The following is a 15,738-nucleotide window of genomic DNA, read 5'->3' as shown; positions in this document are numbered from 1 at the left end:
AAACACTGGATTATTCCATGTTTTATCTTGAGTAAAAAATTTTATGAGAAGCGATCTTTCAGACATTCTATAAAAACAAAAGCCAAATCTTGTCATCAAACAAGATTTGGCTCAATACCATCTCTAACCATAGCGTTTTTTCCGTATTTCTCCTTTAATTCGTTCGCAGCTTTTACTTTATCTGTTGGCAGTATTTTAGCATGGATATCATCAATGCCTATTTGTTTGGCAATCGCTTGATGAGTTGCTCGGTTATCACCCGTCATTATTACAGTGCGTTCGATACCCGCATCTTTGAAGCGTGCTACAGCATCGTAATCCTTCAATAAATTCTATCTGCACGTTAGTGACTATGCACCTTTGTTTTCACAACTTCAATTACCTGTCAATATTCTTCTCGATATCGTCTGTTGAAAGCACATTGATATTTTTCCCTTTAACATAGTCCAGTTTTGTCCGAGATACCTACGTTTTGGGACTCGCAATTTACCGGTGCCCATTCGCTAACAAATAAAAGGTTTCATCCCCGAGAGAATTATCTTTCTATTCACCAACATGTCAAGGATTCGCTTCGTCTTACTCCCTTGACTCTGTTGGCTCCGAAAAAGATTTCCAAATTAGGGGGATGAAACCTTTTGTAAAATAACGGTTGATCGAAATTACACAAAAATCTTGACAAACTCCATTCATTAACCATCATTTCTAATAATTGCTCGATAAACAAAATTCGGTAAAGTAGACTGTCTACGCCATCTTAATTTTTGAAATTTTGCCACGTGAAAGGTAAGCAAACGATGCAGCCATAATACACTCGGAATTTGACTGTTATTGTCTCAACTTAGTTTATTTCGAGGAACCCTAACCTTTCGGGTGTAACCGCAACATGGATGACAACAAATTTTTAGATATGGGGTGTTCTAACTGTTCAAGTTGATTTGTGTTATCCAGCATCTCAATGATTTGCCCTTTATACATCACCGCAAGACGGTCCGCCATGTATTGTACAGCCTGTAAATCGTGTGTAATGAACAGGTAGGCCAGTTGAAACTCTTTCTTTAGGTCGGCTAAAAGATCTAATATTTGAGCCTGTACGAAGACATCCAAACTGCTCACTGCTTCATCGAGCACAATGAGTTTCGGATGAAGAGCAATGGCTCTTGCGATGTTTACTCTCTGAAGCTGCCCGCCGCTTAATTGATGAGGATATTTATCCATGTTTCCAGGCGACAACCCCACTTTCTCCAGAAGCTCTCCAACTCTTTTTTTCTCCTCTTCCGGCGTGAGCTTCTCATAATTTTTGATGGGCTCTGCGATAATGTTGCCAATAGATAGTCTAGGATTGACGGAGCTGTAGCAATCTTGGAAAACGACTTGAAGATTTTGGCGAAGTTCTTTTTGTTCTTTGGCTGCTAGTTGAAAAAGGTTTTTACCTTGAAAGAATATCTCTCCATGATCCGGTCTTTCCAACCCAAGAATCATCTTTCCAAGTGTGCTCTTCCCTGATCCACTTTCCCCCACCAGACCTAAGCAGGCTCCCTCATGGAGAGTCAGAGAGACGTTTTTCACTGCTTCAAGACGTTTACCCTTCCCCCATAATGTGGTTTTAATCGGGTAAGTCTTGCTGATACCTTTAATCTCGAGCAAGCTCATTCTTCATTCACCTTTTATCTTCATTCTAATATTTCGCAAGCTTTCCTGGACAACGATTGTCGAGACTCTAGCAGAGCCTTGGTATATGGATGTGTGGGTCTGTTAAATAACGTAGACACTGATGCTCTCTCCACGATATTACCGCTATTCATCACTGCGACATCATCGGCAAGATAGGCAATTGCACCAAGATCATGCGAAACCAATAATATACTGGTGTTGTATGCTTTGCGCAGCCAATTGAGCTGGTCTAAAATTTGCAGTTGATTTGTCGCATCTAGTGCTGTAGTAGGCTCATCCGCAATGATGATGGAAGGCTGTAGAGAAACAGCAATGGCTATCATGACACGTTGCAGCATTCCGCCGCTTAGTTGAAACGGGTATTGCTTTAGCAATAGATCGGGTCGGGGCAGCTGCATCAGTTCTAGATACGTAATAGCCATCTCTTCTGCCTGCTTTTGAGTTACCTGAAGATGGGTTCTAAGTGTCTCCCGAAAATGTTGACCGATTGTAACCACAGGATTAAAAGCAGACATGGGGTTCTGCATAATCATGGCGATCTCTTTGCCTCGAATCTGCCTCATTTCACTAGCTGAAAGGTTTCGAAGGTCTTTATTCTTCAACTTGATGCTCCCTCGGACAACCTTGCTCTTATTCGGCAAAAGGTTTACCAAGGCCAAACACGTCATAGTTTTACCTGATCCACTCTCTCCAACAAGACCAAACACTTTTCCCGCCTGAAGATCAAAGCTCACTCCATTCAAAATGGGCACCTGACAGTGGTCCGTTGATACATAAACGTGCAAATCGTTTACCGTCAAGATCGATTGTGTTGTCAATTCCGGTTCTCCTAGTCTAGTCTAGTCTTGTCTTACATCGAGAGCATCCCGCAAGGTGTCCCCAAACAAATTAAAAGCCATGACGATTGTCAATATCATCAAGCCTGGATACATCATTAATGACGGATGGCTTCTAAAGAACTGCTTGCTGTCATTAATCATTGCACCCCACTCCGCGGTTGGGGGCTGAATGCCAAGCCCTAGAAAAGAAAGTCCGGAAATGGTTAAAATAATCCCTCCGATGTCCATAAAGAACAATACGGCTACTTGGGATAGAATAACAGGGAAAATATGCCTGATGACTATCATTGGTCCTGGTGTCCCTGATACTTTTGCGGCCAAGATATAGTTTTGCTCTTTTACACTAAGGACCATGCCGCGTATTATTCGTGCATAAAAAACCCACTGTACAAGTACCATCGCAAGGAAAAGATTCAGCGGACCTGGCCCCAAAATACCAATCAAGGCTAGTGCAAGAAACAAGCTTGGAAATGCCAACAAGACGTCACAGATACGCATGAACAGGTAATCGATCCTGCCACCTCTATAGCCTGCATAAGTTCCAATAAAAATACTAATGATCATGGTGACTCCCATCACGAGAAAAGCGGTACCCAATGATACCCTTGTTCCAAAGATCAATCTGGATAATATACATCTGCCCAAGTGATCAGTGCCAAGAGGAAAATCCCAGGAAGGTGCTTGCAGTTTGTGCTCAATATCAATTATGTTGGGATCATGGGGGGCTAATACAGGTGCGAGAAGGACAAGAATGGACATGATGAGAATGATGGCACCACTGAATAGTAGCGCCTTTTTTTGAACCAACCTTACCATCAACGTTCGAAACATCCTTAGCGCTCCCCTTTCCATCGAATCCGCGGGTCCAGTAAACCGTATCCAATGTCTACCAACAGATTACAGACGACAAAAATACCCCCCATAAGCAAGATACAAGACTGAACCACAGGATAGTCTCGGTGAGAGAGCGCGGAAACAAAAAACCTTCCCAATCCTGGCCAAGCGAAGATACTTTCGACTATGAACGCTCCAGTTAGCATGTTTCCAATGGTCATGCCAAATGCAGTGACGACCGGGAGTAAAGCCATTTTCAAAACATGTCTACCGATGATCACCCGTTCTTGCAAGCCTCTGACTCTCGCGTAGAAGACAAATGGTTGATGTAAGTTTTCCAGCATACTTGTTCTTAGCAAGCGTGTATAGGTCGAGATGTACGCAAAAGCGAGTGTCAGGGAAGGGAGCACCAAGTGCGCAAGTGATCCCCTCCCTACTACAGGCAATAAATCTAATTTAATAGAAAAGAAATACATGAAGAGAAATCCTAGCCAGAAGGTTGGCATAGAGGCGCCTACAAACGATAAAATCCTGCTAAGATGATCAAACATACTGTCTTTGTAGAGCGCAGAAAAAATCCCGATTGGAACACTTATGCAAACTGTCAAGATGACTGCTGTTATTGTGAGCTGAAGCGTTGCCGGAAAGTATAACATCAGCTCATCCCATACAGGCTGTTTCGACACATATGAATTTCCAAAGTCCAACCGTACCACTTTTCCCAACCAATCGACATATTGAACAATCAAGGGTTTATCCAATCCCAATTTGACATTCATCTCTTGAATCGCCTGATTGGTAGGAGGAATATGTGAAAGTCTCAAGTATGCTTCGGCTGGATCGCCAGGAGCTAGACGTATTAATAGAAACGTTAGTAAGGAAATACCAAATAGTATGGGGATAAGCATCGAAAGACGTTTTACAATAAACCAGATCATATCTTGTACCTCAATTACTTTACGTTAATTGTTGTAAACGGAACTTCGTACGGCTGCGGCATAAAGTTAACTCCGCTCACATTTTTGTGATATACCGCCATATTAGTCTGATACGATATAGGTAGGTACACTGCCTGTTCATGCAGGGTAGTTAAAATATCAGCATACAGTGCCCTTCTGACGTTTTCATCCGTACTTAATAAGACTCTTCCTATTTTTTGGTCCATTTCTTTCTTCATCGGTAAGCCTAACTGAATTAGGTAATCCGTATTTCCTTGTTCTGCGGCTTTACTCATAGCTGACACATAGGAGTGCGGATCATAAGGCGCGCCCCAAGATTCGTTAAAAAGCAGTTCAAACTCTCCTTGGAACGCAGTTTTCCAGTGAGCCTCTTCCTCTTGTCCAGTCAATTTCACATTGATACCTACTTTTCGTAAATCTCCCTGGATCACTTCTGCAACCGCCTTTTGAATGTTATTCGTACTGATAAACAGTAACTGTAATTCCAATGGCTTTCCGTCTTTCTCTCTAAATTCTTTTCCGGGGACTTCTTTCCATCCAGCTTCAGCTAACAGTTGCTTCGCCCTCTCAACATTGTATTCATAGGGTTTTACATGAACATCAGAATAGGGAAAATTGGTCGAAAACAAGGTATCAGATTTTTCCTCCAAGCCGTAGAACACTCTATCGATCACTGCTTGCTTGTTAAAGGCATGTTGTATCGCCATTCGTACTTTCAAGTCCTTAGTGGCCCCCCGGTTGGAATTAAGCTGTACGATTCTCGTTGATGTCGGCTCTGACAGATGAGCTTCATAATTTCCAGTATCCTTTAAGAATTTATAAGAATCCTGACTGATTAATCCGTTGCCGAAAATCAGATCAATTTCCTTGTTCTCAAAAGCCAATACTCTTGCCTCGCCATCAGGAATTACTTTAACAATGACCTTATTTAGTTTGGGTTTGGTTCCCCAGTAAAGGTCATTCCTTGTAAAAGTAGCGGATTCGCCTCTCTTGTACTCGCTTAATACCCATGGTCCTGTACCAATCGGCTGTTTGATCCCTTCAAATGTCTTCCCATTATCAGGGAATCCGGCTTCACCTAAAAATCGCAATGGTCTGATGAGAGTTAGTTCCTGAAGGGCAGGATAATACGAATTTTTCAAGATCATTCTAAAGCGAAATTCATCAACAACTTCCGTGCTTTTGATCTGATTTATTAGTTCCAGCCACTCATGTTCTTTGGCATTCCCAAGCACGGCATCAAAATTCTTTTTCACTACTGCAGCATTAAAAGTTGAACCGTCTGAAAATTTGATATCTTTTCTTAGATGGAACAAATACTCCTTACCGTCTGGGGAGATCTCCCATTTTTCCGCTAACCACGGCTCTATTTTTCCACCTTCACCGTAAGCTACCAGTGATTCATACACCATAGCTTGGGCGAAAAACTGATTAGGAAGATATGTATGGGGATTTAAGTTCCCGATGTCTTCAGACCAGGAAAAAGTTAGCGTTTTTGAATGGCTGTTACTATTTTGGGATACATTGCTGCTGCAACCTGCGAAAAGTGCGGCTAGAAGAAACAGTGGTATCAGCCGGAGAGCGAAAGAATGTAACCTTTGTAGATTCATGTTAAATACCTCATTTTTTAGACTTTCTCATCGACAACAAAAAAAGCATCTTACTCTATTAAAGAGAAGATGCTTTACGCGCAATTAAGAATAACTGAACAAATATCACCCAGCAAGCCACGTACACCTCCCTATCTCCCGTAGGTTGACAGTGTTCTAGGAATAGGCAGGTCTTCTGACTTAGGTTCAACATCTCGATGTGTCTTCCCGGGTTTACCCAGTGACATCTTACATGAGACTCAACAATACAGCGGCGGGACCGTGTCGGATTTACACCGAACTTCCCTTTTAAGATTCGTTAATGAACGAATACACCTAATCCGTCACAATATGTAGTTCGAATTTCTAAATCATAATACCAAATATAGAATTTGTCCACTCGAAATTCCAGATGCATTCCTTTCTCTTTTCCAAACTGATTTTTTTCATACGTCCACGTTCTTTTTTGGAAAGGCAAGACGGATGATTTCACTTCATGAGCGAATATTTTACGCTAAGGACAAGAGCCGGTATTCGATTTACTTATTCGTTGAAAATAAAGTTCTAGACTGGAGTTGTTGATCCTACGCAGTTCTTGGAGAAGAAAACCTCTAGTCTCAGAAAAATAAGTATTAGACTCGCCGCTGCTTTATTACGCTATCGAACCCGTCGAAATTGGCTCCATCTACTAATATTATGAGTATTTGTTCTGCCCCAATAATAAAGCAGCTGTTGTTCAAGACATAAAAATCATGACTTAGACAACAGCTGCTCATATTAAGCTATTCCGAATACAGTCATTTTCTTACGCAGCAACGTCCTTTTTGTCACTCTTATTAATAAGGTGAATCATACCTTCTATAATAACTACCACAATTAAAGAAAGTCCAAATAAAGGCATAATCACACCTAAAATCACCATGAAGATAAGGAAACTTATAGATACACCACTCGATACTTTTGGTGGAGCAGAGAATGAGCCTTGTTTTTTTCGAGATAGCCATGTTTTGAATCCCCAAAAGATGACGAGGAGGAAAGACAGACAAACAACCAAATTCATTACTTTATTTGGCCAGCCAAACAAATGACCTTCATGCAATGGGATCCCCCATGTAAACCATTTGGCCAGAATTCCGTATTCGTCATAGCCCACTTTGGAAATCAACTTTCCGCTATATTGGTCAAAATAGGTGGTGACTTCCTCGTATGGACTTACATCAAGGCCCGTTACTCCCGTATTGCTTCCTTTTGATACCGTGAATACGCCCTCTTCATTCTTCGGATACACAATGGAATAGGGTTTGGAAATCTGTTCCTTCTCAACCTCTCGCATTAACTGCTGGATACTGACCATGTTGCTGTTGTGTGTCATCATACCAGCCATATCCCCGTGGTGCGCATGAGATTGGTTGGATACAGGGGCCTCATTTTTTCGTGTAGCCCAAGGAATTTCACTCATATCTGACGTTGGCGGCTGTTGCTTTAACAGCGGGATACCAAAGGAAGGATTCTCTTGAGAAGCTGAATAAATAAAATCACCCATAAATGCAGACCAAGGCAAGCCAGTAAAGATAATGACAATCATGGGAATGGTAATAATGGTACCGATTAATGCATGCCATTTTTTATTTTTCTGTTGCTTGGTAAGGTTTTGTTTTGCCTTCAATATTTTCCCTCTAAAGGTCATATAAATACCGGAAATCAGTAAGAAAATTGCCCAGCATGCAGCTAATTCCACCAAATAGTTGACGACCGTTCCACCTACAAATAATGAGCTATGCAATTCTCTCATTACGTTCGAGAATGTATACTTGGCGTCCTGGCTTCCGACAACCTCATAATTCTTATCTAAAAATACGTATTTTTGGTCGCCATCGTTATTTGTCATTGTCAGGCGCGTATTATAAGGCTCATCCAAAACAATAACCTTGGAGACTGAGTAATCCTTGAATTGCTCTACCGCTTTCTCAATCCCTTTATCAATGGTTAGTGCTTCTGTATAATTGCTTTTTCCAAAGAACAGATCATCGTAAGCGCGATTTTCTACATCAGTATAAAATAAGTAGCCAATGCCTGTTAGTGTTAATGTAATCAAGAGTGGTGTGATAAAAAAGGCTGCATAGAAATGCCAGCGCCAAAAGCGATTATAATGGCTCACTTTCATGTATAAACCTCCGTTATGAGAATAGCAAAGCTGATTTTTACTTTTGTAGGGTAGGCGCAAACAGATCGGCGAACGCCCCGTATAATCGTTTTCATCCAATAGGGTCAAGTGAGAAGCTCGATTACATTGTGACTTCCCTTCAGAACGATAGAAGCCTCAGCACTGAGATGGTAATCCCTTTGAGTGTGACATGATCACTGTTGATAAAGACCACTGGCTCATTCTTTGGAATGGTGACGGATTAGAGATCGTGACAGAGCCTTGGGCGACCAACGTAATCGGCTTGGTAATGAGAATTGGCCCCGAATACGTGCACTCCGGTATGGTAAGGGATGAGCCATAAGTGCTTGGTCTATTTGTTGTGGCAGTACTTCCTTTGTGAATAATTCCGTTCCTCCTATATGGACAGGAGCAAGTAGGAAAAAGAAAAGAGAAGTGCCAATTGGTAAAATAAATCAAATAGTCCGTTTTATCCAACCGCGTGGCAAACTGAATCCCCCCTTTGACGACACATTTGTGGAGCTAACTCAAGCATATCAGGACATAACCATTTGCAAATGACTCAACCGGGCTATATATAATGGCAAAAAACAAAAGGATGAGCGAACCATTAAAAACATTTTTTGTTACAGCTATCATTTGTGAAAAAGCTATTTCGTTTTAAACCGATAGCGAAAAGCCAGAATGTATCCATGGATATACATATTTTTTCAGCATTCCGTTTATATCCTTCAGTTGATAGCCCGATCTCCTGATAGCTGTAATCATCTCAGCTACTTGTGGAGAGCTTTGAAACATTTCTTTCGGATTTTTCGAACATGCACATCGACCGTACGTGCTTCACGAACTCTTTGATCATTCCACACCCGGCTGAGCAGATCCTCCCGAGAGAATGTCTTGTTAGGATGCACAGCAAGAAAACGGAGCAACTCAAATTCTTTTGGAGCAAAGCCTATTGCCTTTCCATCAACAGATACGCGGTGAGCCTCGGTTCAATCAATAATCTTTCATAAGAAATTTGATTAGAACCGTTGCCCTCACCAGTTTCCTTATTAAGTTTGAAAGAATACCGTTTGCCATGCGATGCATGGTTTTCCGGAATGCCGGTATTCTGTACAAGAGGAATACCGGCATTCCTATACATCTTACATAAGCATGCTTTCAATCTGATCCTTATACAAGACCGTGACGTCAGTTTTCTTTCCGCTGAATGGAGATTCTCAGGCTCTTCTCTGAAGAAACTTATCATCGCATTCCTTAAAGATTCTAGTCTAATAGGCGAAAATCTTGAGTCTAGAACTTTATTTTTTCCGAACAATACTCTCGTTCAAAGAGGTGGATCATGAGATAATCTTAAACTCAATCCTCCAATAAACTATGAAGACCACAACTAGCTAATGTAAGCAAGTTGTGGTCTTTTTTAATGTGTGGTGCTGACTCATATTGAGACTCCGGATAAACATTGTTACATTCCCTAAACAGCAGGCTCCTTGTCCGTTATTAACTTAACAACCAAATCCATTTGCGCACGAACACGATAAGTTGGGCGGAAACGATAACAAACAGGAACCTCTACGCTCTAATCCTTCTGATAAGCCGATAATATTAACCAGCTTATAAGTTTGCAAATCACTGAAATAGACGACTTCGTAAGATGAGTAGGGACAGAATCCATTATGACGAATCAGGGTTCAATGTCTCTAAAGCCATTGGCTTAAATAATGCTTTGAGTATAGTAATTTGAATCCTTTGTCTTTAGTTCGTGTTTGATGTATTCAATACCTACGTTTACTTTTACCAAGAACCAAAATCAATTGCGACTTGGCCTGTAGGTGGTGCACAGCATAAGGATACATCGCGATGTTCGCCAGCAGACTCAAATTTCGAGCTAGCACGGGTGCAGAAAATCTCCCACTCCTAGTTGTCACTGTTAATTGAAAGTTCTAACCCCTTAGTTTATACTTCATTTTTAATGATTGCTCGATATACAAATTTCGGTAAAGCAGACTGTCTACGCCATCTTGATTTTTGACCTTTTGCCACCGGAACGGTAAGCAATCGATGCAGCCATTCGAGATTTAGCTTTTTCCAAAATAATTGGGGTAGGCTTTACTTTTCCTGCTATTACATCTAGGCTTCCACCAACTCCAAAAACAACCTTAACAGCCGCAAGTTTACTTTTATTCTCGTAAATCCATTTGTCAGAGTAGGGTGCTCCCATTGCGACAATCAGAATATCTGGATTGGTTTGTTGAATTTCATCTAATATGTGATGTTCCTCTTCTTCAGTAAAAAATCCATTATGCCGACCAGCAATCATTACATTTGGGTAGCGTTTGCAGACTTCATCCACAGCTTTCATGTTCGTTCTTTCATCGGTCCCAAGAAAGTAAAAACTCCAACCTAATGAATTTCCTTTGTCTAGTAGTTGAAGAAGCAAATCGTACCCAGTAACCCTCTCAGGGATAGGATCGCCTTTTCTTTTGGAAGCAATAACAATACCTATCCCATCGGGAGTAATCAAGTCAGCTTCTTTTACAATGGTTTGCAGAAGTTTGTCAGTTTGATTAGAAATCGTTATTTCGGGGTTCGCTGTGATTAGATGAAACAAATGGGACTGATCTCTCTGTATATGTTCCGTCAATTTTTGTATCGTTTCATTAAGGGTTAGTTTAGAAAAGGGAATTCCCAAAATACTAACTGAACCTTTCATTTGATCACCTTCAATTTGCAGGTTTTTGGTAATGTTAGTGAAAAACTCACTTAATTATGGGTGGCTTTATTCCGTGTAACCAGTCTAAAATAAATGGAGCTTGATGAGGGTTTAGGTTACTTGGCATATCCTTTTTATGTATGAATTGAAGTCGTGTACTTTCCTCATTTCCTTGAACTGTACCTTCGTATTTCGTCACGTGAAAAATAATCTGTACACTAAAAACTTTGTCTCCGTTTGCATATTGAGCAAAACCCTTCTTTCCGGAATATATTCCAAACAACTTGATTTGACTGATTTTAAGATTCGTTTCCTCTAATACTTCCCTTCTAACAGTCTCTTCGAATGTTTCTCCAATTTCGAGAAGGCCCCCAGGAAGGCCCCAAATATCTCTTTTTTGTTGTAGTAGAATTCGCCCGCAGTCATCTTCGATTATTGCTCCACAGCCAACAGTTAACAGAGTTTCATGACCAATGTACTTTCTCATTGTTCCTATATAGTCATTCAAAACAGCTTTACCTCCCAAGTGCTTTTTCCAAGATAATTTAGTCATACTAACTACTAGTTCTTGCTTCTCCATCGTATTACGTATGTAAGGTTACAATAGTAACTTATCTTCAGCACATATTGGATGCCAATCCAGTCTTGCAAATATCTTGGCCACATTTTAAAGGCGGCATAGAAATAAGAATTTCCATGCCGCCCCTCCTATTTCTTCATTTGTTGTTGTTTCTCTCGAAAAAGCTCCCTACCATTTCTTCAGAAACATCCGCTAAAGATCGGTACATATACTGCGGTTCCTGATCCTTATCGATAAGCACGGACCGAACCCCTTCAAAAAAATCACGATGCCGCAAGAAGTTATTTGCTAACATCAGATCTGTGGCAAAACAATTCGACAACGATTTTTGTTTGCCTTCCGTCAGTTGTTTTAACGTAATTTTCAGGGATGCCGGCGATTTTGACAAGAGTGTATCCTTTGTTCTCCTGGCAAAATCGCTTTGGTCCTTTTCGCATGCGCAGATTATCTCTTCTACCTTTTCAAACGAAAAATAGTGATCAATCTGCTTCTGTAGTAACACAAGCTCGCTTTCCACTGCAGGTTTCTCGGAATGTTCATGAAGCAATTGATTGAGCGCGGCATCAATATTATGACGTTCCCACTCAACCTGTTCCAGGCGGGCAAGAAAACCTTGCATCGATTCGCTTGTCATGTACACATCTGCTCCATGGATATAGATGACATCTGGAGCCTGGATGACAGTTGCCGTCAGTGCCAGGTATCGCCCCATATGTCCGGGAGCCTTGTTTAAAAAATAGGCAGCGCCTACGTCGGGGAAAAATCCGATGTTCATCTCCGGCATCGCCCATTTTGTCCGCTCTGTCACGATTTTATGGCGTGCCCCATATGTCAAACCTACTCCACCTCCCATCACGATCCCGTCAAGACACGCGATAATGGGTTTTTCATACGTATAGATCATCTGATCAACCTGATACTCTACTTCAAAAAAACGCTCTGCCCTTTGCATGGCATCTGGACTAGACGCGGCCTCATACAGAGATTTAATATCACCGCCCGCACAAAAGCCTTTTGTCCCGGCTGCTTTCATGACGACGACCTGTATATGGTCGTCTGCCGCCCATTCTTTCAATTTATCCCCGATCGCAATGAGCATGTCGTATGTCAGTGAATTGAGGGCTTTGGGCCGATTCAGCGTAATGGTGGCCACTCCATTCTCACTGACGCAAAATAGCACCTCGTCCGTCATCCTGTTCTCTCCTTTCATGAATGGGTAAATTGCGGCGACCGTTTTTCCACGAACGCCTGAATGCCTTCTTTTGCATCTGCTGTTAAAAAAAGTTCCGCAAATCGCTTCCGCTCGCGGTCCAAACTAGCATTCAATGGTTCGTCATATCCGTGCATGATGCATTCCACCGCGCGTGAAATGCTAGTCATGCTTTTCCCGTCTATCAATGACTGTGCGATAGTAACCGCTGTCTGTATCAATTCTTCTGAGGTGACAACCATTTGTACGAGGCCGATCTCGGCTGCTTCTGATGCATGCAATTGCTTGCTCGTTAAAATAAGACGTAGTGCAGTCGCTTTGTTTGTCAGCTTGCTCAGACGCTGAGTCCCGCCAAATGATGGTATCAGCCCTAACTTCAACTCGGGCAAGCCAAGGATAGCGGTCTCTGAAGCGATCCGGAAATGACACCCCATTGCCAGTTCCAATCCTCCACCGAGGGCAGGACCATTAATCGCGGCGATTACCGGCTTAGTCATTGCCTCAATTTCATTGCATAGTGCCTGACCGGCCTCTGCCATGGCCAAAGCTTTTTCCTCGTCTCCCAAAGCAGATACAAATTCTTTAATATCCGCCCCTGCCACAAAAAATCGTCCTGCCCCCGTCACGATGATAGCTCTCGTGTCATCATCGTCTGCGAGCACCGCAAACAAGGCACGCAATTCATTGATGCATGAAGATGACAACGTATTTGCTGGTGCATGATCCAGTTCAATCGTTGTCACATAATGTTCGTTCTTCACTTTAACAAATTGTAAGTCCATCTCTCTCATCCCTTCTGATTTTTTAAAACCAGCGTTCCGTTACGACTTTTTTGCGGGTATAAAATTGCACGCCGTCTTTGCCGTTAGTACCGAGATCACCGTAAAAGGACGCTTTATTCCCGGCGAATGAAAAAAATGCCATCGGTGCAGGGACATTCACGTTCACACCGATCAAGCCTGCATCGATTTTTTCACGGAAATGCTGGACATGCTTGCCGCTGGATGTATAGATGACGGCTCCGTTTGCAAACCGGGATTGATTGGTCAGCTCGATGCCTTCCTCCAGGTTTTTTACCCTGACGACTGAAAGGACGGGAGCGAAAATTTCGTCCTGCCATATCTTCATCTGCGGCGTCACATTATCGAAAATCGTCGCCCCTACAAAATAGCCAGATGCGTCCGTTTCCACCTGCCGACCGTCTACCAGCAAGGTAGCGCCTTCTTCCACGCCGCTATCGATATAGCGAAGCACACGGTCTTTGTGGACCTCGCGGATGACCGGACCTACGAAGTGTTGTTCCAAACGTCCGTCTCCCACCTGCAGCTTGCGTGTTTCTGCTACGAGCGCATCCATGAACGAATCGGCGATTTCATCGACCACCGCCACCACCGAGCAAGCCATGCAACGCTGACCACTGCTGCCGAATGCGGCTCCGACGACACCCTGCACCGTTTTTTCGAGATGGCAATCAGGCATGACAAGCGCATGATTTTTAGCACCTGCCAGCGCTTGCACTCGCTTTCCGTGTGCCGTTCCAGTCTGATAGACATGTCTGGCGACCGGCTCTGACCCGACAAAGGAAATCGCTTGAACCTCGGGATGCTCCAGCAAGCTGTTGACGACCTCTTTCCCGCCATGAACGAGGTTCAGAACACCTTTTGGAAACCCTGCCTCATAAAACAGCTCGACAAGCTCTCCAGCCAATATCGGCGTTCGCTCTGATGCTTTCAGGACAAACGTATTACCGCATGCGATAGCGAGCGGAAACATCCAGAGCGGGATCATCATCGGGAAATTAAATGGCGTAATTCCAGCCACGACTCCCAGCGGATAGCGCCAAATGGTTCCATCGATACCTTCTGCAATAGAGGGTAGAGCATCACCCATCATCAGATTGGGCGTCGTTGTCGCCAGCTCGACAGCCTCGATTCCGCGCTGTACCTCACCGCGTGCATCCTTCAACGTCTTTCCATTTTCCATCGTAATGATCTGAGCAAGTTTCTCTTTCTGCTCCTGCAACAACTGGAGGTATTTGTACAAGTATCTCGCTCGATTGGGAACGGGTACTTCCGACCATGTATGATAGGCACGCTGGGCTACCTCTACGGCACGATCCACATCCGCTTTTGCTGACAAGGGTACAACCGCAATAATCTCACCGGTGGCTGGGTTGGGCACCGCTTCTATCTCTGTACCCGTGGAATCTACCCACTGACCATCCATATGATTCTGTACTTTTTTCACGCTCGCCATGTTCATGTCACGTTCCTCCGTTTCTTATTGCGCAGCATTCGTTTGCCTGCTGATTTTTTGATACAGAACAGACATGTCTTTTTCTCCATATCCGCTCTTCTCTGCTTCCTCGTACAAGGCAAAGAGCATTTTGCTGATGGGCAAATCAAGCTGTTGTTTCTCCGCCAGCCCTAATGCGAAACCGAGGTCTTTACGTAACAGCTTCAAGGAAAAGCCTGGTGCATAATCGTCATTTGCGATAAAGCTTTTGTAATTACGCTCGTAAATACGGCTCTGGCCGTAGCTGACATTCAACATGTCGAACAGCTTTTCCAGATCGAGATTGCTTTGCTTCGCTAAGGTAAGCGCCTCTGCCACTCCTGCCGTATAAAAGCCGATGAGCAGGTTGTTAATGAGCTTTGTGGCGGTGCCACTATCAATTTGCTCGCTCACGTGAAAAACGTTTGCACCAAGCACGTTGAGGATCGGTAGCGAACGCTCAAATGCTGTTTTCCGACCACCGACCATAAAGGTTAATGTGCGATTGACTGCACCGATGACACCTCCACTGACGGGCGCTGCTAAAAAGTCGATGCCTTTACTGACAGCTGCTTCCTCGATGGTATGATTGATTTCAGGTGCTACAGTGCTTGTGTCGATCAGCAGCATGCCAGGCTGACTGCTTTCAACCAGTCCATCCTGTCCCAGATAGATTTCTTTGACGGCATCGGAGGAGGGTAAGCTCGTAAAGATGACATTGCACATCCCGGGCATTTGCGCCACAGGGATGCCAATGATTCCTCCTGCTTGCTCGAATTGAGTTTCGGCAGCCTTATTCAGATCAAATCCGCACACCGAGTAATTTGAATCAACTAAATTTTTAGACATCGGTAGACCCATATTACCGAGGCCGATAAAACCGATTTTTTGCATTGAACATCCCT

General features: G+C 43.1%; 15 protein-coding genes and 1 riboswitch. Of the genes, 1 reads left to right on the top strand and 14 read right to left on the bottom strand.

The features are described from left to right. Positions 1-95: 95 nt before the first annotated feature. The 7 genes from C7R92_RS02395 to C7R92_RS02365 form a co-directional block, all read right to left on the bottom strand. The gene (locus C7R92_RS02395) at positions 96-326 is read right to left on the bottom strand and encodes an HAD family hydrolase (protein ID WP_106833112.1); all 231 of its coding nucleotides are present in this window, start codon (positions 324-326) and stop codon (positions 96-98) included. A gap of 532 nt (positions 327-858) precedes the next feature. Next, positions 859-1,650: a nickel import ATP-binding protein NikE gene (gene nikE, locus C7R92_RS02390; RefSeq protein ID WP_106833111.1), complete on the bottom strand. Its 792-nt coding sequence runs from the start codon at positions 1,648-1,650 to the stop codon at positions 859-861. Between the two features lie 20 nt (positions 1,651-1,670). After that, positions 1,671-2,489 carry an ABC transporter ATP-binding protein gene (locus C7R92_RS02385; protein WP_106833110.1) on the bottom strand — a complete coding sequence of 273 codons (819 nt, stop codon included), beginning with the start codon at positions 2,487-2,489 and terminating at the stop codon, positions 1,671-1,673. 21 nt (positions 2,490-2,510) lie between these two features. Then, positions 2,511-3,341: a nickel transporter permease gene (gene nikC / locus C7R92_RS02380; RefSeq protein ID WP_106833109.1), complete on the bottom strand. Its 831-nt coding sequence runs from the start codon at positions 3,339-3,341 to the stop codon at positions 2,511-2,513. 2 nt (positions 3,342-3,343) lie between these two features. Beyond that, positions 3,344-4,282 (bottom strand): nickel ABC transporter permease, encoded by a 939-nt coding sequence (gene nikB / locus C7R92_RS02375; protein WP_106833108.1) that lies wholly within the window; start codon positions 4,280-4,282, stop codon positions 3,344-3,346. A 14-nt stretch (positions 4,283-4,296) separates the two neighbouring features. Continuing rightward, entirely contained in the window at positions 4,297-5,913 is a 1,617-nt protein-coding gene (gene nikA / locus C7R92_RS02370; protein ID WP_106833107.1) for a nickel ABC transporter substrate-binding protein, read from the bottom strand. 148 nt (positions 5,914-6,061) lie between these two features. After that, a riboswitch (cobalamin riboswitch) is annotated at positions 6,062-6,247 on the bottom strand. Between the two features lie 450 nt (positions 6,248-6,697). Beyond that, positions 6,698-8,056, bottom strand: a complete 1,359-nt coding sequence (locus C7R92_RS02365) for a PepSY-associated TM helix domain-containing protein (RefSeq protein WP_106833106.1) — start codon at positions 8,054-8,056, stop codon at positions 6,698-6,700. Positions 8,057-8,246: 190 nt separating this feature from the next. On the opposite strand from C7R92_RS02365, the gene C7R92_RS31945 reads away from it, so the two are divergent. Further along, entirely contained in the window at positions 8,247-8,399 is a 153-nt protein-coding gene (locus C7R92_RS31945) for a hypothetical protein (protein WP_158265718.1), read from the top strand. Positions 8,400-8,829: 430 nt separating this feature from the next. On the opposite strand, the gene C7R92_RS33360 is transcribed toward C7R92_RS31945, so the two are convergent. The 7 genes from C7R92_RS33360 to C7R92_RS02330 form a co-directional block, all read right to left on the bottom strand. Continuing rightward, on the bottom strand, positions 8,830-8,967 hold the full coding sequence (locus C7R92_RS33360; RefSeq protein WP_412678984.1) for a winged helix-turn-helix domain-containing protein: 138 nt from the start codon (positions 8,965-8,967) through the stop codon (positions 8,830-8,832). A gap of 1,100 nt (positions 8,968-10,067) precedes the next feature. Beyond that, the gene (locus C7R92_RS02355; RefSeq protein ID WP_244195622.1) at positions 10,068-10,769 is read right to left on the bottom strand and encodes a WecB/TagA/CpsF family glycosyltransferase; all 702 of its coding nucleotides are present in this window, start codon (positions 10,767-10,769) and stop codon (positions 10,068-10,070) included. Positions 10,770-10,815: 46 nt separating this feature from the next. Continuing rightward, positions 10,816-11,277, bottom strand: a complete 462-nt coding sequence (locus C7R92_RS02350; RefSeq protein ID WP_106833104.1) for an NUDIX hydrolase — start codon at positions 11,275-11,277, stop codon at positions 10,816-10,818. Positions 11,278-11,485: 208 nt separating this feature from the next. Beyond that, the gene (locus tag C7R92_RS02345) at positions 11,486-12,541 is read right to left on the bottom strand and encodes an enoyl-CoA hydratase/isomerase family protein (RefSeq protein ID WP_106833103.1); all 1,056 of its coding nucleotides are present in this window, start codon (positions 12,539-12,541) and stop codon (positions 11,486-11,488) included. 14 nt (positions 12,542-12,555) lie between these two features. Next, positions 12,556-13,341, bottom strand: a complete 786-nt coding sequence (locus C7R92_RS02340) for an enoyl-CoA hydratase-related protein (protein WP_106833102.1) — start codon at positions 13,339-13,341, stop codon at positions 12,556-12,558. A gap of 22 nt (positions 13,342-13,363) precedes the next feature. Continuing rightward, positions 13,364-14,821 (bottom strand): CoA-acylating methylmalonate-semialdehyde dehydrogenase, encoded by a 1,458-nt coding sequence (locus C7R92_RS02335; protein WP_106833101.1) that lies wholly within the window; start codon positions 14,819-14,821, stop codon positions 13,364-13,366. An 18-nt stretch (positions 14,822-14,839) separates the two neighbouring features. Then, entirely contained in the window at positions 14,840-15,727 is an 888-nt protein-coding gene (locus C7R92_RS02330) for an NAD(P)-dependent oxidoreductase (protein WP_106833100.1), read from the bottom strand. Positions 15,728-15,738: the final 11 nt, after the last annotated feature.

Source organism: Brevibacillus porteri, from assembly GCF_003013475.1.
Taxonomy (GTDB): Bacteria; Bacillota; Bacilli; order Brevibacillales; family Brevibacillaceae; genus Brevibacillus; species Brevibacillus porteri.
The sequence above is the reverse complement of the archived record's forward strand: the minus strand, read 5'-3'. Positions and strand labels throughout refer to the sequence as shown.

Excerpts from the sequence above, each read along its gene's own strand:
- C7R92_RS31945 (WP_158265718.1), top strand. The coding sequence starts at position 8,247 with ATGATCACTGTTGATAAAGACCACTGGCTCATTCTTTGGAATGGTGAC.
- nikE (WP_106833111.1), bottom strand. The coding sequence starts at position 1,650 with ATGAGCTTGCTCGAGATTAAAGGTATCAGCAAGACTTACCCGATTAAA.
- nikC (WP_106833109.1), bottom strand. The coding sequence starts at position 3,341 with ATGTTTCGAACGTTGATGGTAAGGTTGGTTCAAAAAAAGGCGCTACTA.
- C7R92_RS02365 (WP_106833106.1), bottom strand. The coding sequence starts at position 8,056 with ATGAAAGTGAGCCATTATAATCGCTTTTGGCGCTGGCATTTCTATGCA.
- C7R92_RS02355 (WP_244195622.1), bottom strand. The coding sequence starts at position 10,769 with ATGAAAGGTTCAGTTAGTATTTTGGGAATTCCCTTTTCTAAACTAACC.
- nikB (WP_106833108.1), bottom strand. The coding sequence starts at position 4,282 with ATGATCTGGTTTATTGTAAAACGTCTTTCGATGCTTATCCCCATACTA.
- C7R92_RS02335 (WP_106833101.1), bottom strand. The coding sequence starts at position 14,821 with ATGAACATGGCGAGCGTGAAAAAAGTACAGAATCATATGGATGGTCAG.
- nikA (WP_106833107.1), bottom strand. The coding sequence starts at position 5,913 with ATGAATCTACAAAGGTTACATTCTTTCGCTCTCCGGCTGATACCACTG.
- C7R92_RS02330 (WP_106833100.1), bottom strand. The coding sequence starts at position 15,727 with ATGCAAAAAATCGGTTTTATCGGCCTCGGTAATATGGGTCTACCGATG.
- C7R92_RS02340 (WP_106833102.1), bottom strand. The coding sequence starts at position 13,341 with ATGGACTTACAATTTGTTAAAGTGAAGAACGAACATTATGTGACAACG.
- C7R92_RS02345 (WP_106833103.1), bottom strand. The coding sequence starts at position 12,541 with ATGACGGACGAGGTGCTATTTTGCGTCAGTGAGAATGGAGTGGCCACC.